The organism is Bradyrhizobium sp. Kon56 (assembly GCF_055807635.1).
Genome location: NZ_JBVVOU010000008.1, coordinates 166164 through 190074, shown reverse-complemented (window position 1 = coordinate 190074; position 23911 = coordinate 166164). Strand labels below are relative to the sequence as shown.

The 23911-nt window shown below is 65.1% G+C and carries 18 protein-coding genes and 1 pseudogene; 7 read left to right on the top strand and 12 right to left on the bottom strand.

Annotation, left to right across the window (positions count from 1 at the left end):
* Positions 1–87: 87 nt before the first annotated feature.
* Positions 88–1136 (top strand): annotated as a pseudogene (locus tag AC0L3B_RS15780) (DUF2155 domain-containing protein).
* Between the two features lie 7 nt (positions 1137–1143).
* Here the strand turns inward: AC0L3B_RS15780 and aat are convergent.
* The 10 genes from aat to AC0L3B_RS15730 all read right to left on the bottom strand — a co-directional run bounded on the left by aat (position 1144) and on the right by AC0L3B_RS15730 (position 11085).
* Entirely contained in the window at positions 1144–1824 is a 681-nt protein-coding gene (gene aat, locus AC0L3B_RS15775; protein WP_026232743.1) for a leucyl/phenylalanyl-tRNA--protein transferase, read from the bottom strand.
* A 50-nt stretch (positions 1825–1874) separates the two neighbouring features.
* The gene (locus tag AC0L3B_RS15770; protein WP_473380689.1) at positions 1875–2978 is read right to left on the bottom strand and encodes a sensor histidine kinase; all 1104 of its coding nucleotides are present in this window, start codon (positions 2976–2978) and stop codon (positions 1875–1877) included.
* Positions 2975–3415 (bottom strand): response regulator, encoded by a 441-nt coding sequence (locus AC0L3B_RS15765; RefSeq protein ID WP_018454485.1) that lies wholly within the window; start codon positions 3413–3415, stop codon positions 2975–2977. The genes AC0L3B_RS15770 and AC0L3B_RS15765 overlap by 4 nt, the downstream gene beginning before the upstream one ends.
* Positions 3412–4929: a sensor histidine kinase gene (locus tag AC0L3B_RS15760; protein WP_018454484.1), complete on the bottom strand. Its 1518-nt coding sequence runs from the start codon at positions 4927–4929 to the stop codon at positions 3412–3414. The genes AC0L3B_RS15765 and AC0L3B_RS15760 overlap by 4 nt, the downstream gene beginning before the upstream one ends.
* A 106-nt stretch (positions 4930–5035) precedes the next feature.
* Complete coding sequence (gene accC, locus AC0L3B_RS15755) at positions 5036–6394, bottom strand: acetyl-CoA carboxylase biotin carboxylase subunit (RefSeq protein ID WP_018454483.1); 1359 nt, start codon at positions 6392–6394, stop codon at positions 5036–5038.
* A 60-nt stretch (positions 6395–6454) separates the two neighbouring features.
* Complete coding sequence (accB, locus tag AC0L3B_RS15750; protein ID WP_007591611.1) at positions 6455–6943, bottom strand: acetyl-CoA carboxylase biotin carboxyl carrier protein; 489 nt, start codon at positions 6941–6943, stop codon at positions 6455–6457.
* 35 nt (positions 6944–6978) lie between these two features.
* Positions 6979–7446 (bottom strand): type II 3-dehydroquinate dehydratase, encoded by a 468-nt coding sequence (gene aroQ / locus AC0L3B_RS15745; RefSeq protein WP_247395218.1) that lies wholly within the window; start codon positions 7444–7446, stop codon positions 6979–6981.
* A 228-nt stretch (positions 7447–7674) separates the two neighbouring features.
* The gene (locus tag AC0L3B_RS15740; RefSeq protein WP_247405123.1) at positions 7675–8538 is read right to left on the bottom strand and encodes a DUF1236 domain-containing protein; all 864 of its coding nucleotides are present in this window, start codon (positions 8536–8538) and stop codon (positions 7675–7677) included.
* Between the two features lie 249 nt (positions 8539–8787).
* A complete protein-coding gene (locus AC0L3B_RS15735) occupies positions 8788–9555 on the bottom strand; it encodes a DsbA family protein (RefSeq protein ID WP_018454480.1) in 768 nt (255 codons plus the stop codon).
* Positions 9556–9681: 126 nt separating this feature from the next.
* A complete protein-coding gene (locus AC0L3B_RS15730) occupies positions 9682–11085 on the bottom strand; it encodes a M48 family metalloprotease (protein WP_473380688.1) in 1404 nt (467 codons plus the stop codon).
* Between the two features lie 234 nt (positions 11086–11319).
* Between AC0L3B_RS15730 and AC0L3B_RS15725 the strand changes: the two genes are divergently transcribed.
* From AC0L3B_RS15725 to AC0L3B_RS15715, 3 genes are all read left to right on the top strand, one after another.
* Entirely contained in the window at positions 11320–12507 is a 1188-nt protein-coding gene (locus AC0L3B_RS15725; protein ID WP_018454478.1) for a pyridoxal phosphate-dependent aminotransferase, read from the top strand.
* An 87-nt stretch (positions 12508–12594) separates the two neighbouring features.
* A complete protein-coding gene (locus AC0L3B_RS15720) occupies positions 12595–13149 on the top strand; it encodes a biotin transporter BioY (RefSeq protein ID WP_204513929.1) in 555 nt (184 codons plus the stop codon).
* A gap of 84 nt (positions 13150–13233) precedes the next feature.
* Positions 13234–14568, top strand: coding sequence for a dicarboxylate/amino acid:cation symporter (locus AC0L3B_RS15715; protein ID WP_473380687.1), 1335 nt, complete (start codon positions 13234–13236; stop codon positions 14566–14568).
* 92 nt (positions 14569–14660) lie between these two features.
* Here the strand turns inward: AC0L3B_RS15715 and AC0L3B_RS15710 are convergent, their stop codons facing one another.
* Positions 14661–15893: an NAD(P)/FAD-dependent oxidoreductase gene (locus tag AC0L3B_RS15710; RefSeq protein WP_204511082.1), complete on the bottom strand. Its 1233-nt coding sequence runs from the start codon at positions 15891–15893 to the stop codon at positions 14661–14663.
* 64 nt (positions 15894–15957) lie between these two features.
* Positions 15958–18435 carry an Rne/Rng family ribonuclease gene (locus AC0L3B_RS15705; protein ID WP_473380686.1) on the bottom strand — a complete coding sequence of 826 codons (2478 nt, stop codon included), beginning with the start codon at positions 18433–18435 and terminating at the stop codon, positions 15958–15960.
* Here AC0L3B_RS15705 and AC0L3B_RS15700 point away from each other — a divergent pair.
* The 3 genes from AC0L3B_RS15700 to AC0L3B_RS15690 all read left to right on the top strand — a co-directional run bounded on the left by AC0L3B_RS15700 (position 18376) and on the right by AC0L3B_RS15690 (position 23809).
* On the top strand, positions 18376–19119 hold the full coding sequence (locus tag AC0L3B_RS15700; RefSeq protein WP_473380685.1) for a hypothetical protein: 744 nt from the start codon (positions 18376–18378) through the stop codon (positions 19117–19119). The genes AC0L3B_RS15705 and AC0L3B_RS15700 overlap by 60 nt on opposite strands.
* A gap of 616 nt (positions 19120–19735) precedes the next feature.
* A complete protein-coding gene (locus AC0L3B_RS15695; RefSeq protein WP_473380684.1) occupies positions 19736–21028 on the top strand; it encodes an N-acetylmuramoyl-L-alanine amidase in 1293 nt (430 codons plus the stop codon).
* Positions 21029–21301: 273 nt separating this feature from the next.
* The gene (locus tag AC0L3B_RS15690) at positions 21302–23809 is read left to right on the top strand and encodes a penicillin-binding protein 1A (protein ID WP_018454472.1); all 2508 of its coding nucleotides are present in this window, start codon (positions 21302–21304) and stop codon (positions 23807–23809) included.
* Positions 23810–23911 lie beyond the last annotated feature (102 nt).

Genomic DNA, 23911 nt, shown 5'->3' with positions numbered 1-23911 from the left:
GGCCGGGAAGGGCAGGGATGCCGCCCTTCCCCCGCCGTATTCGCCGTGTTAACCGGATGGCCTGCGAGCGGCGGTATCCCCTGTAGAATGTCCTCCAGCAAGCCCGATTCGCTGTTGAAGCCGCGCGAGATATGTTTCGAACATTTACCCTGACAGGTCTTGCGGCGCTTCTGGCCGCCACCGCACTGACGGCTGCGACGCCGGCGCAGGCGCAGATCGGCACAATCTTCTCCGATCCGCCGCCGCTGCGGCCGCCCGGCACCATTCCGCGTGGCCAGCCCCAGCCGCAGCCGCAGATCCCCGATGACGACGAAGAGGTGCCGGAGCTGCCGCCGCAGGGCCGTGTGCTGCCGTCGCGTCCGATGGCGCCACCGCCGGGCCGGCAGGGCAATGTGATGCCAGGGCCGGTCGAGACCCAACCTCTGGCGCCGCCGCCCGGTTCTAGCGCTGCTCCGCCAAACCAGCCGCCGCCCGTCGCGGTCGCTCCGCCCAATCCGCAAGGCGCCCCGGGTGCGCCCGGTCAGCGCCAGCCACAGCAGAAGGGCGGACCGGGCGGCGCTGTCCCGCAGACGCCGGCGAGCCTTCAGCCGGGCGACGAAGTCGTCACCGAGCCGCCGGCCCAGAAGATCGTGAACAAGAAAGCGACCTTCTCCGGCCTCGACAAGATCACCGGGCGCATCATCAATTTCGACGAGGAGATCGGCGAGACCGTGCAGTTCGGGGCGCTGCGCGTCAAAACCGACGCCTGCTACACGCGGCCGGCGACCGAGGCCGCCAACACCGACGCCTTCGTCGAGGTCGACGAGATCACCTTGCAGGGTGAGGTGAAGCGCATCTTCTCGGGCTGGATGTACGCGGCAAGTCCGGGCCTGCACGGCGTCGAGCACCCGATCTACGATATCTGGCTCACCGACTGCAAAGAGCCGCAGCAAACGATTGCGACCGCGGCACCGGATCCCGGCACCAAGCCGGCACCGCCGCCGCCCGCGCAGAAGAAGGCCGCGCCCAAGCAGGTGCAGCAGCGTCCGCCGCAGCCGTTACCGCCGATCCAGCAGCAGCAGCCGGCACCGCCGCCACCACCTCCGCCGCCCGAGCAGCGGCCGGGTCTGTTCGGTTTCCCCGGATTTGGCCGGTAATTGCTGATTATTGCCGCGCAGCGATGATCTCGAGCGCGCGCGCGCCCGGGATCGCTTCGCCGGCCGAGAGCCTCAGGAAATCGCCAGGTTCGCCCGCGAGCGCCTTGTCGAGCAGCGCGGTGTAGCGCCGCCGCGAAATCTCGGCCGCGCCAAAACTCTTCAGGTGTTCGGTGACATATTGGGTGTCGAGCAGCTCGAACCCGCCATGGATGAGCCGCGCGACCAGATGCACCAATGCGACCTTGGAGGCATCGCGTGCGGTGTGGAACATGCTTTCGCCGAAAAAGGCCCGGCCCAGGCTGACGCCGTAAAGGCCGCCGACGAGGTCCTCGCCCTGCCAAGCCTCGACGCTGTGGCAATGGCCGAGCTCGTACAGCCCGCCATAGAGGTCGCGGATGCGCTTGTTGATCCAGGTGTCCTCGCGCCCGGCTTGGGGTGCGGCGCAGCCGGCGATCGTGGCCTTGAAGGCGGTATTAACGGTGACGCGGAATGAATCCGAACGCACGGTGCGCGCGAGCCGCGAGGCCACGCGAAATCCGTCGAGCGGGATGACCCCGCGCAACTCCGGCTCGACCCAGAACAGGGTCGGATCATCGGCGCTTTCAGCCATCGGAAAGATGCCGCAGGCATAGGCGCGCAGCAGCACGGCTGGCGTGATTTCAGACGGGGCAGAGTCGCGCGAAGTCATGGCGCGCCATAATAGCAGGATCGCAAGGCGGTTGCGATGGGCGGTGCGGATCAGTTCGCTGCGGCAGCAGCCGGCTTGCCGGCGGCAGCCGGGACACGGCGGAACATCAACATGACGCGGGTTCCGGAATGGTTGGGGTCGCGCTCGACCGAAGCGTCGAGCTTGCTGGCCATAGCTGCGACGATACGCTGGCCCATGCCGGTGGAGCGCGGATCGGCCTTGACGTTGTCGCCGACGCCATCGTCGCTGATCGACAGCAGGAGATCGTCGCCCTGCGAGGTCAGCTCCACATGGATCGGGCCGGCGCCGTCAGGGTAGGCGTATTTTACCGCGTTCATCACCAGCTCGTTGACGATGATGCCGACGGCGACCGCACGGTCTGGATCGATCTCGATCGGTTCGGCCTTCAGCGTCAGGCGCGACATCCGGTTGCCCTCGGCCGAGCGGCGCAGATCCTCGAGCAGTGAGTCCAGATACTGGTTCAGGACCACGCTCTTCAGGTCTTGCGAGGTGTAGAGGCGGCGGTGCACTTGCGCGACTGCGGCGACGCGGCCCATCGCATTGGTCAACGCAGCCTTGACCTCGTCCTGCGCGGCGGAGCTGGCCTGCAGGTGCAGGAGGGAGGCGATGATCTGCAGCGAGTTGCCGACGCGGTGGTTGACCTCGCGCAATAGCAGCTCGCGTTCGGCTGCAAGAGCAGCGTAGCGGTCGCGCGAGGCATGGATCTCGGCTTCGGCTTCCTCGCGCGCCTTCTGCAATTCGGCCTGGCGCAGCGCGCCATCGGCCGCGACGTGAAGCAGGGGAATGAAGTCGCCCTTGACGTCCTTGACGAGATAATCGGCCGCGCCCGCCTTCAGCGCCGTCACCGCGATGCTGGAATCCTGCGAGGCCGTGACGAAGACCACCGGCGGGGCGCCCGGGATCGCCATGATCTGCTCCAGCGTTTCCAGTCCGTCGAGGCCGGGCATGTATTGGTCGAGCGCCACGACGTCGATACCGCCGGTCGTGGCCGCGCGGCGGATGTGCTCGAGGCCTTCCTCGCCGCTTGCGGCGTGAACGACCCTGTAGCCGCGCCGTGTCAGGCCGCGATCGACCAAGCGCGCCAGCGCCCCGTCATCGTCGATGTAGAGCAGTGTGGGCGTACGTTGATTCATGGGGCGGCGGGCGGGACCTGGATGACCGAGAAGAACAAGCCGAGCTGCCGGATGGCATTGGCGAAATTCTCGTAGTTCACGGGCTTGGTGATGTAGACGTTGCAGCCGAGCTCGTAGCAGCGTTTGATTTCCTGGGAATCGTCGGTGGTGGTCAGCACCACCACGGGCGAGGCCTTCAGGTATTTGTTCTCCTTGATCTGCTTCAAAATGTCGATCCCGGTCATGTCGGGGAGGTTGAGATCGAGCAGGATCAGGAGCGCATTGCCTTTTTGCACGAGCCCGCTGCCGTCGGGCCCGAACAGGTGCTTCATCGCCTCAGTGCCGTTGGCAAAGGAGATGATCTCGTTGTTGACGCCGGACCTCCGGATGTTCCGCTCGATCAGCCGCGCGTGGCCCTCGTCGTCCTCGATCATGATGATGGTGACGGGTTGAGTCATTGATCCGCGTTCCGGTTGCTGGCGTTCCAGGTGATGGGCAGCGTGATGGTGAACGTGCTGCCCGTATTCAGTTCCGATGATACCGACATGGTGCCGCCGAGGCGACGCACAAGTGCACGCACATGCGCAAGACCGATGCCCTGACCGGGCTTGTCCTGGGTTCCGGCGCGGCGAAACAGGTCGAAGATCCGCTGGTGGTCCTTGGCGTCGATGCCGCGGCCGTTATCGCTGATCTCGAAGATAGCGTAGCCGAGCTTGGTGCGCCCGCGGATTCTGATCTCGCCGGGGACGCCGGGCTTGAGATATTTGATGGCGTTGTCGATCAGATTGGAGAAGATCTGCTCCAGCGCAAGGCGGTCGCTGACGAGATCCGGCAGCGGCGCGACGTGGATCTCGGCCTGCGCTTCGGCGGCCTGATGCGCCAGCGTCGATACGATCGCTTCGATCAGCTCGCGCGTGTCGATCTTTTCCGGCTGGAACTCGCGCCGGCCCTCGCGGGTGAGATTGAGGATCGCCGAGATCAGGCGGTCCATCTTGGCGATCGACGACTTGATGAAGCCCAGCGCTTCGGAAAAATCCTCTGACAGCTGCTTGTCCGGACCTTCGAGCGCGATCTCGCCGTCCGGCAACGGCGGCCCGTCGGCCGGGACATGGGTGAGGCTGCCGATACGGCGGAAAATGTCGCCGCCGAGCTCTTCGAGCTCGCTGGTGAAGCCCATGATGTTGACGAGTGGCGAGCGCAGATCGTGGCTGACGATATAGGCAAAGCGCTGGATCTCGTTGTTGGCTTCGCGCAGATCGGCCGTGCGTTCGTCGACCACGCCCTCCAGATTGACATTGGCATCGCGCAGGCGCGCCTCGGCATCGTCGCGGGCAAGGGCCGAGCGCCGCACCAGCCAGATCGAGATCAGGGCCAGCAGCACGACGAGGCCGGAGCCGATGCCGGTCATCGACGCGGCCAGGGTCTGGCTGCGGTCCGAATTGACCGTTCGCAGCCGGAACAGCCGTTCCTCCTCCTGAATCATCCCGGTCGCGACATTGGCGATCGCGGCCGTGGTGTCCGTGGAGGCGATCTCGCGGACCAGCGCTGCGGCCTTCTCCGGCTCGCCGCGCCGGATGAAGTCCATCTCCTGCACGAACTGGCCGAGCCTAGTCTCGATCGCCGCGCTCAGCTTCTCGATGCTTTGGCGTTGCTCCGGATTGTCGCCGATCAGGCGCGTGAGCCTGTCGAGAGCCGGGACGATGGCCGCCACGGCCTTGTCATGGTCGACCTTGAAATCCTCGCCTTGTGTCAGAAGGTAACCCCGGGCGGTGCTCTCGGCGCGGCGGATTTCCAGCAGGAGGGCGTTGATCTGGTTCTCCGCCTCGATGGTGTGAATCACCCATTTGCTGTCGTCTCTCGCCTTGTTGACGAGGTAGACGGAGCCGGCGCTGATCACGGTCAGCACCATGAGACCGGCTGCGAACAGCAGGATCTGCCAGAATCTACGCCGCCGCTGCGCGTCAGCGATCACGACGGTCTCGCTCGATCAGGCTTGCCGGACTTCAAAACGCCCCCTCGGAACTGTCCCCATCGTGCCAAACGCGATTGGGGCCAAAGGGTTCCACGGGAAAGGACGGCTACTTCGGGGCGGGTTCCGCCTTGTTGGCGAGATATTGTTCCAGCCAGTGGATGTGATAGTCGCCGTTGATGATGTCGTCTTCGCGCACCAGAGCGCGGAACAGCGGCAGGGTGGTCTCGATGCCCTCGACCACCATCTCGTCCAGCGCCCGGCGCAGCCGCATCAGGCACTCGCCGCGGGTCTTGCCGTGCACGATCAGCTTGCCGACCAGCGAGTCGTAATAAGGCGGGATCGTATAGCCCTGATAGACTGCGGAATCGATCCGCACGCCGAGCCCCCCGGGCGGGTGATATTGCGTGATGCGGCCGGGCGAAGGACGAAAGGTCTGCGGATTCTCGGCGTTGATGCGGCACTCGATCGCGTGGCCGATGACCTGGACCTCGTCCTGCCTCGCCGGCAGGTCGCCGCCGGCGGCGATGCGGATCTGCTCCAGCACGAGGTCGATGTCGGTGATGCTCTCGGTGACGGGATGCTCGACCTGGATGCGGGTGTTCATCTCGATGAAGTAGAACTCGCCGTCCTCGAACAGGAACTCGATCGTGCCGACGCCGAGATATTTCATCTCGCGCATCGCCTTGGCGCAGGTCTCGCCGATCTTGGCGCGCGCAGCCGCGGTCAGCACGGGCGAGGGGCCTTCCTCCCAGACCTTCTGGTGGCGTCGCTGCAGCGAGCAGTCGCGTTCGCCAAGATGAATCGCGCCGCCGCGGCCGTCGCCGAGGATCTGGATCTCGATGTGACGCGGCTTCTGCAGATATTTCTCGAGGTAGACGGAAGCATCGCCGAAGGCGGATTTGGCCTCGTTGGCGGCCGTCGACAGCGCGACCTGAAGATCGGCCTCGCTCTCGGCCACCTTCATGCCGCGGCCGCCGCCGCCCGCCGCGGCTTTGACCAGCACGGGGAAGCCGATCTTCCTGGCGATCGCCATCGCGTCGTCGTTGGGGCCGACCCCTCCGTCGGAGCCGGGCACCACGGGAATGCCGAGCTTCTTGGCGGTCCTCTTGGCCTCGATTTTGTCGCCCATCAGGCGGATGTGCTCGGCCTTCGGGCCGATGAAATGCAGATTATGCTCAGCGAGGATTTCGGCGAAGCGCGCGTTCTCCGACAGGAAGCCGTAGCCGGGATGCACGGCATCGGCCCCGGTGATCTCGCAGGCCGCGAGCAGCGCGGGCACGTTGAGATAGCTGTCCTTGGAGGCCGGCGGCCCGATGCACACGCTCTCGTCCGACAGGCGCACATGCATGGCGTCGGCGTCGGCGGTTGAATGCACGGCGACGGTCGCGATCCCGAGCTCCTTGCAGGCCCTGAGGATGCGAAGGGCGATCTCGCCGCGATTGGCTATGAGGATCTTGTCGAACATGGTGTCCTTATTGGACTGACGCGCGGAAAGCGGCGAGGGCGATGAGACCGCCCTCGAACGTCACTCAATGATCACGAGCGGCTCGCCGTACTCGACCGGCTGGCCGTCCTCGATCACGATCTGCGTCACCGTGCCGGCGCGCGGCGAGGGGATCTGGTTCATGGTCTTCATGGCTTCGATGATCAGCAGCGTCTGGCCGACCGAGACCTTGCTGCCAACCTCGATGAACGGCTTGGCGCCGGGCTCCGGCGCCCAATAGGCGGTGCCGACCATCGGCGAGGTCACGGCGCCGGGATGCTTCGACAGGTCGGCAGCGGCAGGCGCGGCGGCAGCTGCGGCCGCCGGGAGCGCGGCGGGGGCAGCTGCCATCTGCATCGGCATGGTCGCGGCGACGCTGATATTGCGGGCGACACGCAGGCGCAGGCCGGCACGCTCGATCTCGATTTCGGTGAGGCTGGTCTCATCGAGCAGCAAGGCGAGCTCGCGGACGAGGGCAGAATCCTCGCTGGAAAACTTTGCGGCTGCTTTGTCGTCTGGCTGGCGCGCCATGTTGTTTGATCCGAATGTTCTGTGTGAAGGGAGCGTCAGGCTTTGGGCTTGATGCCGAGCTTGGCGGCAAGGCCCTGGATGGCGAGGCGATAGCCCTCGACGCCGAAACCGCAGAGGGAGGCGAAGGCCGCGCGCGCGGTGTAGGAGTGATGACGGAAATTCTCGCGGGCGTGGATGTTGGTGACGTGCACTTCGACCGTCGGGATCTGCACCGCGAGCAGCGCGTCGTGCAGCGCGATCGACGTGTGCGAATAGCCGCCGGCATTGATGATGATGCCCTTCATCTTGCGGGCGTGTGCCTCGTGGATGAAGTCGATCAGCTCGCCTTCGCGGTTGGACTGCCGGCAGTCGGCCTTGAGGCCGAACGTCGCCGCCGTCTCCCGGCACAGCGCCTCGACGTCGGCCAGCGACGCATGCCCGTACTTCTCGGGCTCGCGCGTCCCCAACATGTTGAGGTTCGGCCCGTTCAGGACAAGGATCGTGTCGGTTGCTGGTTCGGCCATTCCAATCCCGCAAGAGCTGCTTCAGCGTGGCGGGGGTTATAGGTAACAAAGCGCGTGAGGGGAAGCCTTGAAGGACCTCCGAGGTGGCTTCAGATACCTCATCCGGGGTGCAAAAATCTGTGTGGAAGCTACGGAAATTGCTTGTTAACCAGTCCGAAGCATGGCTGCCGGCCGAACGGCAAAGGGGCGGGCATTGCTGCCCGCCCCCGATGGTTGCCGGGTATCGTCTTACGTGTTCAGGACAGCCACGATCTCATAGGTGTCCGGATTCACGATCACGATCTCATCCTTGACCAGGACGTAGCGATAGGTCCGCCATTCCGGATAGATCGTCACGACGCGGGACGGCAGGGTGTGCAGCTCAATACCCTCGCGCGGAATGCGGGTGCCGACCGAGATCGAGAAGTTCACGTTGGTCACCGGACGCACGTGCTCCTCGCGGATCACCGAGGTGATCTGCGTGCGTTGCTCGGTCGAGAGCTTGGCGCCCGCGCCGGCCTGACCGACCGTCGTGTTGGTGCTGCTCTGACCCTGCGCGTTCTGGTTGGTGCTGGTGCCGGTCTGGCCCTGAGCGTTCTGGTTGGTGCGCGTCTCGGTACCCTTCTGGTTCTCGGCATTGTTGGTGCTGCTGGTGCCGCTCTTGGCGCCCTCAGCCTTCATGTCCTTCTGGTCCTTGGCGCCGGACTTGCTCGTGTCCTGACTCATGCTCTTGGACTTGTCCTGCTGACCCTGCGCGCGTTCGTCGGTGTGCTGGCCCTTGGTGGCGCCGGACTTGTCCTCAGCCGCGTTCTTGTTCATCTCGCGGCCGGAGTGCTCGTCCTTTGTTGCGCCGGAGGATTTGTCCTCGGCGGACGTGCCGGACTTCATGCTGCTGGAGCCGCCGGCCTGGCCGACGGTGCCCTTCTCATGGGCGGATTCCTTACCCATCGAGCCGCCGCGTTCGGCGGCGCCGCCGGAGGGCTGCGAATGCTGCGTCTGCGCACCACCGGCGCCGCCACCGCTGTCGCGGTTCATGGTGCCCTGTGCGTTCGCCAGACCGGTGCCCGCGACGAGCGCGAGTGTGGCAACCGAGATCATAAAGCGGTTAGACATGGAATTCTCCTCACGGGTTCATTTGCGTCATTGCCCGCGCCGACAACGAAAGGAGATTTGAGTTGTTCCGGAACTTCGGTGGTTCCGAGGCTTTTGTTTGTTGAATGCCAGATGAATGCGTGCGCCAAATTTCGGCGCAATGAAAAGGCCGGCTTTTCAGCCGGCCTTTTGCATGCGTGAAGTTGTAGAGCAGATCGCTGATCAGTCAGATCGCTGATCAGCAAGTCGCCTTGTTAGCAGGTCGCCTTTTTAACAGGTCGCCTTGCCGCAGCGGGCCACAGCGATCTTTTCCTTCAGGCTATCGACGCCGACGGCGCCGACAACGATCTGCTTGCCGATCACGTAGCTCGGCGTGCCGTTCATGCCCATTGCTTCGGCGAGCTTGAAGTTCTCCTCGATGGTGCTGCGCACCTCGGCGCTGCCGATGTCCTTCTCGATTCGAGCGGTGTCGAGGCCAGCTTCCTTGGCCGCCTGAAGTGCGCGCGCCTTGTCGGCCGCGCCACGACCGCCGAGCAGCTTCTGGTGGAAGTCGAGGTACTTCTTGCCGGAGGGATCCTGCATGCGCACCGCGACGGCGACCTGGGCCGCTTCGACCGAGCCCTGGCTCAGTACCGGAAACTCCTTCAGCACCACCTTCAGCTTCGGATCGGCCTTCATGAGGGTGAGCATGTCGTCCATCGCGCGCTTGCAGTAGCCGCAATTGTAGTCGAAGAACTCGACGAAGGTGACGTCGCCGTCCTTGTTGCCGAGCACGACCTGGCGCGGTGAGTTGAAGATCGCATCGGAATTCTGAGCGACGCTGGCCTCGTGTTTCTGCGTCTCCGCCGCGGCCTGGCGCTTGGTGAGCTCGGTCATCGCTTCCTCGAGCACCTCGGGATGGGTGACGAGATAGTTCTTGATGATCGCCTCGATGTCCGTGCGCTGGGCATCGGAGAAGCTGTCGGCCGACGCGGGCGCGGCTGCGCCGAACATGGCGAGCGCAAACAGCGCGGGAGCAAGCAGGCGCAGCGAAGGCATAGGCAAATCCTCTTATCCAAAGCAGGTTTCGGAAAACGTCCCGGCGGACTTAAGCTCGGTGTCGTGACGTCGTTTCGTAAGGCGTCGTGGCGTAAGGCGTCGTCTTGTAAGATCGTCTTGGTCTTGTCAGTTGCGCGGCGGTTTCGACGCCACGATGTCGTCGGCCTTGACCCATCCGGGCGTGCCGACGGCGAAACGGGTTTTCGCGCGCGTCGCAAGCTCGCGGGCGGTCTTGTTGTCGCCGCGCAGATAGGCGGCCTGCGCCGACGCCAGATCCGCCTCGGCATAGTCGCCTTTCCGCCCATACGCCATCGCGAGCTGCATGTAGCCGAGCACGGCCTCCGGTTCCCGTGCGACCGCGGCCCGGAGAATCCGAACGGCGTCATCGGCGTAGGCCTTATTATCGGACCCAACCAGAGCCTGCCCAAGTAACATCTCGATGAGGGGCGCGTTGTTCGAAAGTGCGACAGCCTTGCGCAGGGCCGGGATCGCCTCCGCCGGCTTGCCGCCCTCCAGCAGGGCCTGGCCGCGCACCTCGTAAAAATACGCGTTGTTGGGCTGGACCTGGATCAGCGCGTCGATCTGGGTGAGCGCGCTGCGCAAATCCCCGTGCAGATAGGTGCTGATGGCGCGGGCATAGCGCGCCGGCATGCTGTCGTTGGTCAGGGGATAGCGGCGGTACACCGTTTCCGGCCGCTCCATGAAGGCGGAGATCTTGGCGCGCACCATGTCGTGGCGCAGCTGGAGCGCGGGATCGTCCTTTTTGTCCCAATAAGGGCTGGCGCTGGCGAACTCCTGCAGTGAAGCGACGCGCTCGGCGGGCATCGGGTGCGACTGGAGATAGGGATCGGCGCCGCGAGCCGCGAACAGGCTCTCGCTGGTGAAGCGCTTGAAGGTCTCGTACATGCCCTTCGGCGACTGCTGGGTCGCAGTCAGGAATTTCACGCCGGCGCGGTCGGCGTTCTCCTCCTGCTGGCGCTGATAGGACAGCAAGGTCCGGCGGATCATCTCCTGCGGGCCGGCAAGGGCGGCGGCTCCTGCATTGGCAAGGCCATTGTTGCCGGCGCTGCCGCTGCCGCGGGTGCTGCCGACCGCCATCGCGCCAGCACCGAGCAGCATGGCGATGATCATCTGGGTCTGGGCGTTGGCGAGCTGCTCGCGCAGCTTGGACAAATGGCCGCCGGCCAGATGCCCGGTCTCGTGCGCGAGCACGCCGATGATCTGGTTTGGCGTTTCCGACTGGAGGATCGCGCCGTAATTGACGAAGATGCGGCGGCCATCGGCGACGAACGCGTTGAACGAGCCCTCGTTGACGATCACCATCTGGATGTTCTGCTTCTCCAGGCCGGCGACCCGCAGGATCGGGCGGGTGTATTCGCGCAGCAGCTGCTCGGTTTCGGTGTCGCGCAGGACCGGCGGCCCCTTGGCCTGCGCATGCGCGGCCGAGAACGGCGTCAGCGCGATCGCAGCCGCCGCGAGGAGGGAGATGAGGGCGGTGGCCTTCTTGCGCAATGCGATCTGGAACAACATCAAGCGGTCTGGGTCAAACGGTCTTATCAGCAGGCTGGTCAAGCATTCTTGTTCGAGCAGTCTTGGTCGAGCAGTTTCGTGATTGGTTTTGGCGATTGGCGGCGGACCGGATACGCGATATGCCCTTTTGAGCCGTTCCCCTTATGAGCCGTACAATGCGGCCAGTCTGGGGCGCAAGCACCCCGTTTTTCCCGGGTCGGACGGATCGGCCCCGCCAGCGAATAGCAGAAATCGATGCACGATGCGACCTTGAGGAACCGGTTGGGGCAGTGGCTCGCGGCCTCCCGCCGCAGCGATGTTCCCCCGTTCATGGTGATGGACGTGATGGCCGCGGCGGCCCGAATCGAGGCGGCCGGGGGCCATGTCATCCACATGGAGGTTGGCCAGCCCGCCGCCGGCGCGCCTAAGACCGCGATTGCAGCCGCCCATGTGGCGCTCGAGGCCGGGCGGATCGACTATACCTCAGCGCTCGGCATCCCCTCCTTGCGCGAGCGCATCGCGCGGCATTATCGCGATGCCTATGGCTGTGACGTCAGCCCCGAGCGGGTCGTAGTGACCACCGGCTCCTCCGGCGGGTTCATTCTGGCTTTCCTGGCGATGTTTGAGCCGGGCGACCGCGTTGCCGTGACGGTGCCGGGTTATCCGCCGTACCGTCATATCCTTACCGCGCTCGGCTGCGAGCCGGTGCTGATCGAGACCACGAACGAGACCCGCCATGCGCTGACGGGCGAGGCGCTGCTGGCCGCCCATCGCAAGGCGCCGCTGAAGGGCGTGCTGGTCGGCAGTCCCGCCAATCCGACCGGGACGATGATGTCCCGCGAGGCGCTCGCCGGCCTGATCGCTGCGGCGGAAGACGCCGGCATCCGTTTCATCTCGGACGAGATCTATCACGGGCTCGACTACGCGTTTCCCGCCGTGACGGCTGCGGCGCTGTCGGACCACGCGCTCGTGATCAACTCGTTCTCGAAGTATTTCTGCATGACGGGCTGGCGCGTCGGCTGGATGGTCGTGCCCGAGATTCTGGTGCGGCCGATCGAGCGGCTGCAGCAGAACCTGTCGATCTCGGTGCCGTCGCTGTCGCAGATCGCGGCCGAAGCGGCCTTCGACGGCGCGGCCGAGATGGAGGAGATCAAGCACGGCTATCAGGAAAACCGGCGCATCCTGATCGAGGGATTGCCCAAGGCCGGCCTGACCAGATTTCTGCCGGCCGACGGCGCGTTCTATCTCTATGCGGACGTCTCGGATTTCACCTCCGACAGTTTCGAGTTCGCCAAGCAGATGCTCGAACAGGCCCATGTCGCGGTCACGCCGGGCCTCGACTTCGATCCCATCCATGGTCGTTCATTCATACGGCTCTCTTATGCGCGTTCGGCTGCGGAGATGCGGGAAGCAGTTGACCGGATCGCTCACTGGCTTAAATAGCCGCCAGTTTTCGCCCGCCTTCTGGAGTGCAACTTGTCTGACCGTTCCGTCCCCTCTACCACCACGCATTCTCCTCTCGCCGCATTGATGTGGCCGATCCGGCCGGGTGAAACCGTCGGCGCCTTGCGCGCTGTCGTGCTGATTGCGCTCGGCACCGTCTTGATGGCGCTGTCAGCCAAGGTGAACCTGCCGCTGCCTTACGTCCCCATGACGTTGCAGACGCTGGTCGTGTTGATGATCGGCGCCGCCTATGGCTGGCGGCTTGGCAGCGCAACCATGATCGCCTACCTCGCCGAGGGCGCGATGGGCCTGCCGGTGTTTGCCGGCCCTGTCGGTGGGATTGCACCGCTGGTGGGCCCGACCGCGGGTTACCTGTTCGGCTTCATTGGCGCCGCCTTCGTCACCGGCTGGCTCGCCGAGCGCGGCTGGGATCGCAGCGTAACGCTGCTGTTTGCGGCCATGGCGGCCGGCCACATCCTCATTCTGGCCGCGGGCTTTGGCTGGCTGGCCTTCGGTCTCGGCCTGGGCGCCGCAAAGGCGTGGCAGGTCGGCCTGATGCCGTTCGTTGCGGCGTCGCTGGTCAAGAACGCGCTGGGCGCGACGTTGATGCCGGCGATACGCCGGGTGGTCGATCGCGGGTAAAGCGCGCAATATCGAGCAGTTCCGATTGACAGGGCCGGCCAAGTTGATCTTGGCTGGCCTGGCGTTTTGAGGGGGAGTGAAACAATGACGACGACAACGATGGTGGGGGCGCCGGTCGCGCCGCCCGCCGCCAAGCCGTGGTACAAGGTACTTTATATCCAGGTGCTGATCGCGATCGTGCTCGGCGCCATCGTCGGCTGGCTCTGGCCGTCGGTCGCCACCAATGAGTGGATCAAGGCACTCGGCGACGGCTTCATCAAGCTGATCAAGATGGTGATCGCGCCGATCATCTTCTGCACCGTTGTCTCGGGCATCGCCCATATCCAGGACGCCAAGAAGGTCGGCCGCATCGGCGTCAAGGCGCTGGTCTATTTCGAGATCGTCTCGACCTTCGCACTGGTGATCGGCCTAGTCATCGGCAATCTGGTGAAGCCGGGTGCGGGCTTCGGCGGTGCCGCCGCCAATGCGCAGGCCGTCGCCAACTACGCCAAGCAGGCCGAAGGCCAGAAGTCGGTCGACTTCGTGCTGCACATCATTCCGGACACCGTCGTCGGCGCCTTCGCGCAAGGCGAGATCCTGCAGGTGCTGCTGTTCTCGGTGCTGTTCGGCTTCGCCATCATGGGGCTCGGCGAACGCGGCCACACCATCCGCTCGTTCATCGACGACGCCGCGCATGCGGTGTTCGGCGTCATCTCCATCGTGATGCGCGCAGCCCCGATCGGTGCATTCGGCGCGATGGCCTACACCATCGGCAAGTTCGGCACCGGGGCGATCCTCAACCTGGTCGGCCTGATCGCGACGTTCTACCTGACCGGGGCGCTGTTCGTATTCGTCGTGCTCGGAATCATCGCGCGCTTCGCCGGCTTCTCCATCTTCAAGTTCCTCGCCTACATCAAGGACGAGCTGCTGATTGTGCTCGGCACCTCGTCCTCGGAAAGCGCGTTGCCGTCCTTGATGGAAAAGCTCGAGCGCCTCGGCTGCTCCAAGTCGGTGGTCGGCCTCGTGGTGCCCACGGGCTATTCGTTCAATCTTGACGGCACCAACATCTACATGACGCTGGCGACGCTGTTCATCGCGCAGGCGCTGGGCTTCGATCTCACCTTCGGCCAGCAGCTCACCATCCTGGTGGTGGCGATGCTGACCTCGAAGGGCGCCTCCGGCATCACGGGCGCGGGCTTCATCACGCTGGCGGCGACGCTCGCCGTGGTCGATCCGCGCCTCGTGCCGGGCATGGCGATCGTGCTCGGCATCGACAAGTTCATGAGCGAGTGTCGCGCGCTGACCAATCTGTGCGGCAACGGCGTTGCCTGCGTGATCGTCGCCTGGTGGGAGGGCGAACTCGATCGCGACAAGCTCAACGCCAACCTCGCCCGGCAGATCGATCCGACCGACATGGAAACGGCGGTCACGACGGACTGATCTGCATGTGGCGGTGCCGAGCGCCGTCAGATGTTGAAATAATAGGGCTGGTCGAGATCCTCGATCAGCCCTTTTTCTTTCGCTGCGAGGGCTTAGAACCGCTCCGGCCGGTACGGCGTGGGATCGATCGCGGGCGTTTCGCCGCTCATCATCTCCGCGAGCAGGCGCCCGGTCGCGGGTCCCAGCGTAAAGCCCTGGTGGCCGTGGCCGAAGTTCATCCAGAGGCCGGGATGGCGTGGGGCGGGGCCGAGCACCGGCAGCATGTCGGGCGTGCAGGGGCGGGTGCCGAACCATGGGTCGGGCTCGACCCGCTTGCCGAGGTCGATCAGCTCGCGCGCGGAAGCTTCCGCGCTGGCGAGCTGCACGGGCGTTGCCAGCGCGTCCAGGCCGGTCAGCTCCGCGCCGGTGGTGATGCGGAGACCCTTCGCCATCGGACCCATGGCGTAGCCACCGGCCTTGTCGACCAGCGGCAGATCGAGCGAGGCGCCGCCGCTGTAATGCATGTGGTAGCCGCGCTTGCGCACCAGCGGGATGCGATAGCCGAATTTGAGCAGGAGATCGGGCGACCACGGCCCGAGCGTCACGACGGCGTGGGCGGCGTCGACGCGCCCATGGTCTGTCTTGACCGACCAGCCGGTGGCGGTCTGCTGCAGGCTTTGGGCATCACCGAGCACGATGGTGCCGCCGAGGCGCTCGAACAGATCGGCATAGGCCGTGACCAGCGCGCCGGGATCGGACACGGTCCAGGTGTCGAGCCAATGGATCGCGCCGGGCAGGTCGTCGCGCAGGACAGGTTCGGCCTTGGCGAGCTCGGCGCCCGAGAGCGCACGAAACCTCACGCCGAATTCGCGCTGGTCTTCTTCCGCCGCCTTGACGGCGAGATCGAACGAAGCTGCGTCGCGATGCAGGTGCCGGTAACCCGCGCGGCGGATCAGATTGTCGGCGTGGGCTTCGCGAATGAGGATGTCGTGCTCCGCCGTCGCGTAGGCGATCAGCCGCGCCCAGGCGTCGATCGCCTCACGATGCCGCTTCGGCGCCGAATGCCACCAATAGCGAAGCAGGGGCTCGATATGGAGATGAAGCGAAGACAGGCTGTAACGCACGTCATTGGTGCGGCCGGTCGCGATCTTCAGGAGCGTGGCGAGGTCGCGCGGCATCGGGTAGGGGCGCACCGCTTCCGCCTGGATCATGCCGGCATTGCCGTAGCTGGTCTCTCGGCCCGGCTCTCTGCGGTCGATCAGCGTGACGGACCAGCCACGCTGCTGCAGGTGCAGCGCCGCGCTGACGCCGATCATGCCGCCGCCGAGGACGATCGCGCTTTGCATTGAACTGACCTCGCCAAATCAAAACCGCCCGGTTTGGCCGGGCGGTTTCAACTATCTTGTTGCTCTATTCGCCGCCGCCGAAGCGGCGGGACCACCAGCCGGCACGACGCGGTGCGGGCGAGGTTTCGCTTGCCGCTGAGGGCGCGGGCTCCGGAGCGGGTGTGGGCGGGGCAACCGGCTCGGCCGCCTGTGCAACCGGTGCCGGTTCACTCTGGCTGCTCGACAGGAAGCTCACCTTTTCCCGAACCGTCGAACGGCGTCGTGCAGCCTTGTCGTCCGCGTGCTCCTCGTCCGCGGCCGAAGGAGCCGGCTCAGGCTGGGCCGTTGCTTCAATCCGTGCTTCGGCCCGCGGCTCAGGCTGGGTGACCTGAGGTTCTGACGTGTGCTCGGCCTGCGCGATCGAGGGCGCTGCCTCGCCGCCAAAACTGTCGAAATCGGCGACTGCGTTGGTGGCTTCCGACGGCGCATTGGCACTAAGCTCGTCGCTGATGGAGCCGGCGAGACCTTCCTCGCCAGGACCGCGACGGCGGCGGCCACCACGGCGACCACGCCGGCGACGGCGATCGGCGCTGCCCTGCTGCTCGCCACGGGCTGCCTGTTCCTCGCCTTCCTCGCCTTCCGGTTCGGCCTCGGCATCCTCTTCGCCTTCGCCGGCCGCCATGGCCGTCTCGGCAATAGCGGGCGCGCCATCCTCGCGCGTCTCCTCGTCCCGCGGACCACCGCGACCGCGGCGGCGACGGCGACGCTTGCGGCGCTGGCTGTCCTGCTCGGTAGCGGCGTCGCCTGCGGTCTGCTCCTCGATGAGACCTTCGGTCTCCTCGGTCTCGACCTCGGATTCGCTCTCCGGATCGAACTCCTCGTCGTCATAGGCCTCTTCGACCAGGGGCGGCGGGCTTGCGGCCGCCTGGGCCGCCAGCAGAGCCTTGGCGGCTTCCAGCGTATGCACCTGCTCGCCGCGGTCGATGACATAGGCCTGCGGTCCGCTGACGCTCGGGTCGGCGATGACCGACAGCGTGACCTTGAAGCCGTTCTCAAGGTCGCGCAGATGGCCGCGCTTGTGGTTCAGCACATAGAGCGCGACGTCGGTGCGGGTGCGGACCACGAGGTTGTGGGTTGCGCCCTTCATCAGGATCTCTTCGAGGCCGCGCAGCAATTGGAGCGCAACCGAGGACACCGAGCGGACATGGCCGGTGCCGCCGCAATGCGTGCAGGGATCGGTTGAGGATTCCAGCACGCTAGCGCGGATGCGCTGGCGTGACATCTCGAGCAGGCCGAAATGCGAGATGCGTCCGACCTGGATCCGCGCGCGGTCCTGCCGGAGGCAATCGGACAGCTTGCGTTCGACCGCGCGGTTGTTGCGCTTCTCGTCCATGTCGATGAAGTCGATGACGATCAGGCCGGCGAGGTCGCGCAACCGAAGCTGACGCGCAACCTCCTCGGAGGCCTCGAGATTGGTCTTGAGCGCGGTATCTTCGATATGATGCTCGCGCGTCGAACGGCCGGAGTTGACGTCGATCGAGACCAGCGCTTCGGTCTGGTTGATCACGATGTAGCCGCCGGAGCGCAACTGTACGGTCGGCGAGAACATCGCATCCAGCTGGCTTTCGACGCCCATCCGCGAGAACAGCGGCTGGCCGTCGCGATACTGCCTCACCGCGATCACATTGGCGGGCATCAACATCTTCATGAAGTCGCGCGCTTCGCGATAGCCGGCATCGCCCGCCACCTGGATCTCGTCGATCTCCTTATTGTAGAGGTCGCGCAGCGAGCGCTTGATCAGCGAGCCTTCCTCGTAGACGAGGGTCGGGGCCTGCGACTTCAGCGTCATGTCGCGCACCGTCTCCCACATGCGGATCAGGTACTCGAAATCGCGCTTGATCTCGGGCTTGGTGCGGGCGGCACCCGCCGTGCGCAGAATGATCCCCATGCCCTCGGGCACGTCGAGATCCTGCACCACTTCCTTCAGGCGCGAACGGTCCTGCGCGCTCGTGATCTTGCGGCTGATGCCGCCGCCGCGCGCGGTGTTCGGCATCAAGACGGCATAACGGCCGGCGAGTGAGAGGTAGGTCGTCAGCGCCGCGCCCTTGTTGCCGCGCTCTTCCTTGACGACCTGCACCAGCATCACCTGGCGACGCTTGATGACTTCCTGGATCTTGTACTGGCGGCGGGGACGGAAGGTGCGCTCCGGCACTTCCTCCAGCACATCGTCGCCGCCGACGGATTCAACGACGTCCTCTTCGGCTTCCTCGTCGTCCTCGTCTTCGTCGTCATCCTCGGCCGTCGCTTCGGAGTCGTGATGCGGAGCCTGCGCACTCTCGCCCGCGGCGTACACGGCGTCGGCAGGCTCAGCAGCCGATGTCACGGCCTCGGCAAGATCGTCGGCGTGTGCGTCGGAGGCAAACTCCTGCGGCTCGGCAACGGCCTCGGTGGCGACCGCGGGCTCGGCGCCGATCGCTGCGACAGGCGCCGGTGTCTCGTCGGCATGATCATGGTCGTGATGATCGTGCTCGCTATCATGATCGTGGTCGTGATGTTCGTGCACGTGATGATCGTCACCATGGGCATGATGATGGTCGTCGTGGTCATGCCCTTCGTGGTCATGTGCTTCGTGGCCGTGATGATCGTGGCCTTCGTGCTCGCCGTGATGCTCTGCGTCGGCGTGCAGGTGCTCGCCCTCGTGCGAAGCGCCCTCAGGCAGGGCCTCGCCCTGGACCTGCCGGGCCGCGGGATCGCCTTCGACGACCTCGCTGCGGACGCGCTCGCCATGGCTACGGCGGCGGGAATTGCGGTGGCGGGAGCGGCGGCGGCCCTGGGAGCGGTTCTCGCTCTCTTCCTCGGCCTCGCGATGGGCCTGCTCCTCGGCTTCGATCAGCGCCTGCCGGTCGGCAACCGGGATCTGGTAGTAGTCGGGATGGATTTCGCTGAAGGCGAGGAAGCCGTGGCGGTTGCCGCCATATTCGACGAAAGCGGCCTGGAGCGAGGGTTCGACCCTTGTGACCTTGGCGAGGTAGATATTCCCGCGCAGTTGCTTGCGTTGCGCGGTCTCGAAATCAAACTCTTCGACGCGATTGCCGCGGACCACGACGACCCGGGTCTCTTCCGGGTGGGTGGCATCGATCAACATCTTGTTGGGCATGTCTTAACTCTTGGCGGCGGCGGGCGCGATTCACCGTGGGCGCCATCAGCGCTGCCGGGTGACGCGACGGTCCACCTGATTCGGGGGTGAGGGGAAGGCCGAAACACCGTCTCTCGCGCCTTGCCGAACCGAAAGCCGGAGGACCGAAGCGGCGCGCGGAATTGTCACTCCGCAGCGTCGCGAATGGTCCTTCAGAATTGGTCGGCACAGTCTGGCGCATCAAGCGTCGGCCCGTATGAAACATTGGGCGGCGGGGCCGCCCCTCAATCAGTTGCTGTTGGCCAGGCATGGCGCGAGCGCGCTCGCCTTGGGGTATTACGAACCGCTCCCTTGGGATTAAGGGACCGGGTAACGGGTTGCGCCGCTGTCAGAACCGTCCCGGAAACGTGTTGGTAACCGAGGACCGTTCCGCCGCCGGGGCTTGCCCCGCTCCACCTTGCTGCCGCGCACCGCGCTGGACTTAGAGGGGAACGGAAAAACGCTGGAATTCCCAAACCTTGAGAGTTCCGGCGCTGCACCGGGAGGCTGAATGCGACACAACCGGAAATATCGGCCGTCAGCATTCCGTACATACGTGGATTGGGCCATCCGTGCAAGGAGCGTCGCACGGCGGTCACAGTCAGCGAGTTTCGCGTGTCTGTCATTAAGGATCGTTTAACCCTGTGGTTCTATTGCGTTAAAGAGGCTGCTCGGAGGCACGGAATCGGTGGCGAGCCGCGCAAATCAAAGGATCCTGCTGGGATGCGTGCTGCTCTGCGCGGCGGCATTGCCGTGTGCTGATTCCTCGCGCCTGAAGGCCGCGGAAAGTCAGCCTCAACTCCCTGTTGCATCAGCGAATTTCCCAACGGCCTCGGCCGCCCGACTGGCCGGGGACGGCAGGCAGACTCGCTTTGTCCTCGACATCGATCAGACCGTTAGCTTCCGCGCAGTCACTCTGGCCGACCCGTATCGGGTGGTGGTTGACGTTCCCCAGGTCAATTTTCAACTTCCCGCCGGGACCGGGTCCGGCGGACGCGGACTGGTCAAGGCCTTCCGCTATGGGCTGGTGATGCCCGGCGGCTCCCGAATCGTGTTCGACCTGACGGGCCCGGCCAAGATCGCCAATTCCTACGTGGTGGAGGCTGCCAACGGCCAGCCGGCGCGGCTGGTGCTCGAAATGGAGGAGGTCGAGCGCACCGCCTTCGTGCCGTCGCTGGCTCCGGAAAACCGTCCTGAGCTGCGGCCGGCTATTGCCGATCCGCCGCCCGCGACGGTTCCCGCATCTGCCCACCCTGAAGCCGGGCAGAAGGCCGATGGCCGCGCGGTGGTCGTCGTCGATCCCGGCCATGGCGGCATCGACAACGGCACGCAGTCGAGCGGCGAGAGCGAGAAGAATCTGGTGCTGGCCTTTGGCCTGGCGCTACGCGAACGGCTGGAAAAGACCGGCAAATATCGCGTGGTGATGACCCGAGACGACGACACCTTCATCCCGCTCAACGACCGGGTCAAAGTCGCCCGCAGCCTCAAGGCGGCGTTGTTCGTCTCGATCCATGCCGACGCGCTGCCGCGCGCTGAGGGCGATGCGCAGGGTGCGACCATCTACACGTTGTCCGACAAGGCCTCCGACGCCGAGGCGCAGCGGCTGGCGGATGCGGAAAACCGGGCGGACGCCATCGCCGGCTTCAACCTCGCGGAGGAGCCGACCGATGTCGCCGACATCCTGATCGATCTCACCCAGCGGGAAACCCGTACCTTTTCAAGCCGTTTTGCCCGCCTGTTGATGGGCGAAATGAAGTCGACGGTGCGGATGCACAAGCATCCCCTGAAGTCAGCCGGCTTCCGGGTGCTGAAGGCGCCCGACGTGCCGTCGGTCCTGGTGGAGATCGGCTATGTCTCCAACAAGGGCGACCTCGAGCATCTGGTCTCCGAGGGATGGCGGTCGCGTGCCGTGGGCTCGATGGCGCAGGCGATCGATGGATTTTTGGCCAAACGGATGGCCACGGCCGGATCGTCGAATTGACGACCGGGGGATCGTCATATTGACGACCCGGGGATCGTCGAATTGAGAGTGATTTTCCGTCCCGCCGCAAAAGCCCTAGTTTGGCCACAGCGGGCGCTTTATAAAAACGCCGCAGGGGGTTCCGGAATCGGCGAGAATCCCGCTCGGCAAGCGCCTTGAGTCCGGCACTAATAGTATTGAGTAAAGCCGGTGAATTCGCGATGGTTTGGTGCCTGTTTCTGGTGCCAGGGCTGATCTTTGGGCTGATCCAGAGTTTGAACGGATAAACAGATAATGCGCTTGCTGGTGCGGTTCATGGGCTTCCTGTTCGCCGCGGGAACGGTGTTGTTCCTTGTCGGGGTCGGTGCCGTCGCAGGCCTGATCTGGCATTTCTCCAAGGACTTGCCGGACTACTCTCAGCTTCAGGATTACGAGCCGCCGGTGATGACCCGCGTGCACGCGACCGACGGCTCGCTGCTCGGCGAATACGCCAAGGAGCGGCGGCTGTACCTGCCGATCCAGGCGGTGCCGAAACTCGTGATCAACGCCTTCCTTGCGGCCGAGGACAAGAATTTCTACGAGCATGGCGGCATCGACTACACCGGCATGGCGCGGGCCGGCGTGGTCTACATCCAGAACTACGGCTCCAACCGCCGTCCGCAGGGCGCTTCCACGATCACCCAGCAGGTCGCCAAGAACTTCCTTCTGACCAACGAGGTCTCCTTCGCGCGCAAGATCAAGGAAGCCTTGCTGGCGATGCGGATCGAGAAGACCTACTCGAAGGACAAGATCCTCGAGCTGTATTTGAATGAAATCTATCTGGGCTTAGGTGCCTACGGAATCGCGGCTGCGTCGCTGGTTTATTTCGACAAGTCGGTGAACGAGCTGACCGTGGCGGAAGCGTCCTATCTCGCGGCGCTGCCGAAGATGCCCGCGACGCTGCATCCTGTCCGCAACCGCGACCGCGCCATCGAGCGCCGCAATTACGTGATCGATCGTCTGGTTGAGAACGGCTGGGTCAAGCAGGCCGATGCCGACAAGGCGCGCAAGGAGCCGCTGGCCGTTACCAGCCGTTCCAACGGCGCCCACACCTTCGCCGGCGAATATTTCGCCGAGGAAGTGCGCCGCGACATCTTCGAGCGTTATGGCGAGAAGAAGTTATACGAGGGCGGTCTCTCGGTCCGCACCACACTCGATCCCAAGATTCAGGTCATGGCGCGCAAGACCATGGTCGCCGGTCTCGTCAACTATGACGAGCAGCAGGGCTATCGCGGCGCCATCAGCAAGCTCGACATTTCTGGCGACTGGGGCGTGAAGCTCGCCGAGATCAAGTCTCTGTCCGATATCTCGCCATGGCGCATGGCCGTGGTGCTGGAGACCAGCGACCAGTCGGCGCGCATCGGCTTCCAGCCGAGCCGCGAACTCGGCGGCGCCATCAGCAAGCAGCGCGAGACCGGCCTCATCACGCTCGACGGCATCAAATGGGCAAGAGCGGCCTCTGGGGCTGCGAAGGGCAGGGCGGCGAGCGCGGTGTCGCAGGTGCTCCAGCCCGGTGACGTGATCTACGCCGATCCGCTCTACAAGGACGCCCAACCTGTCGAAGGCCAATACCGCCTGCGCCAGATCCCCGAAGTCTCCGGCGCGATGGTGGTGATGGACCCCTGGACCGGCCGCGTGCTGGCGATGGTCGGCGGCTTCTCCTTCGACCAGAGCCAGTTCAACCGCGCCACGCAGGCCTATCGGCAGCCCGGTTCGTCGTTCAAGCCGATCGTCTATTCGGCTGCGCTCGACAACGGCTATACGCCTTCGACTGTCGTGCTCGACGCCCCGATCGAAATCGATCAAGGCCAGGGCGCGGGCGTGTGGCGGCCTGAAAACTTCTCCTCGGGCAAATTCCAGGGGCCGGTGACGCTGCGCAACGCATTGCGGCAGTCGCTCAACACGGTGACGGTGCGCCTCGCCCAGGACATCGGCATGCCCTTGATCGGCGAATATGCCCGCCGCTTCGGTGTCTATGACGAACTGCCGAACTATCTGTCCTACGCGCTCGGCGCCGGCGAGACCACGGCGATGCGCATGGTCACGGCCTATTCGATGCTCGCCAATGGCGGCCGCCGGGTGAAGCCGACCCTGATCGACCGCATCCAGGATCGCTACGGCCACACCATCTTCAAGCACGACCAGCGCGAATGCCGTGGCTGTGACGCGCCCGGCGGCTGGAAGAACCAGAACGAGCCGCAGCTGATCGACCGCCGCGAGCAGGTGCTGGATTCCATGACCGCCTATCAGATCACCGAGCTGATGGAAGGCGTGGTCCAGGCCGGTACCGCGACCGTGGTCAAGCAGGTCGGCAAGCCGATCGCCGGCAAGACCGGCACCACCAACGAGGCCAAGGACGCCTGGTTCGTCGGCTTCTCGCCCGACGTCGCCGTTGCCATCTATATGGGCTATGACAAACCGCGTCCGCTCGGCAAGGGCAACGCCGCGACCGGCGGCCATCTCGCAGCTCCCATCGCACGCGACTTCCTCCAGCTCGCGCTCGCCGACAAGCCCGCGGTCCCGTTCAAGGTGCCGGCCGGCATCAAGCTGGTGCGGGTCGTCGCCAAGTCCGGCATGCGCGCCGGTCCGGGCGAGACCGGCGGAACCATTCTCGAAGCCTTCAAGCCGGGCACGGCGCCGCCGGATAACTACTCCGTCATCGGCGTTGCCGATGCCGATGGGCGAGGCGGCGTGCCGGCGTCGCAGCAGCAGCAGCCGGATTCCGGTTTCTTCATGCGGCCGGGCACCGGCGGGCTGTACTAAGGCCTAGGACAAGACAAACGTTCGTCGCCGCGGCGGTTGCGCTTTGCAGCCGCCGCCGCTACATCCCGTTGTCATTAGACGCGGAAAAATTCCGCGAGACCA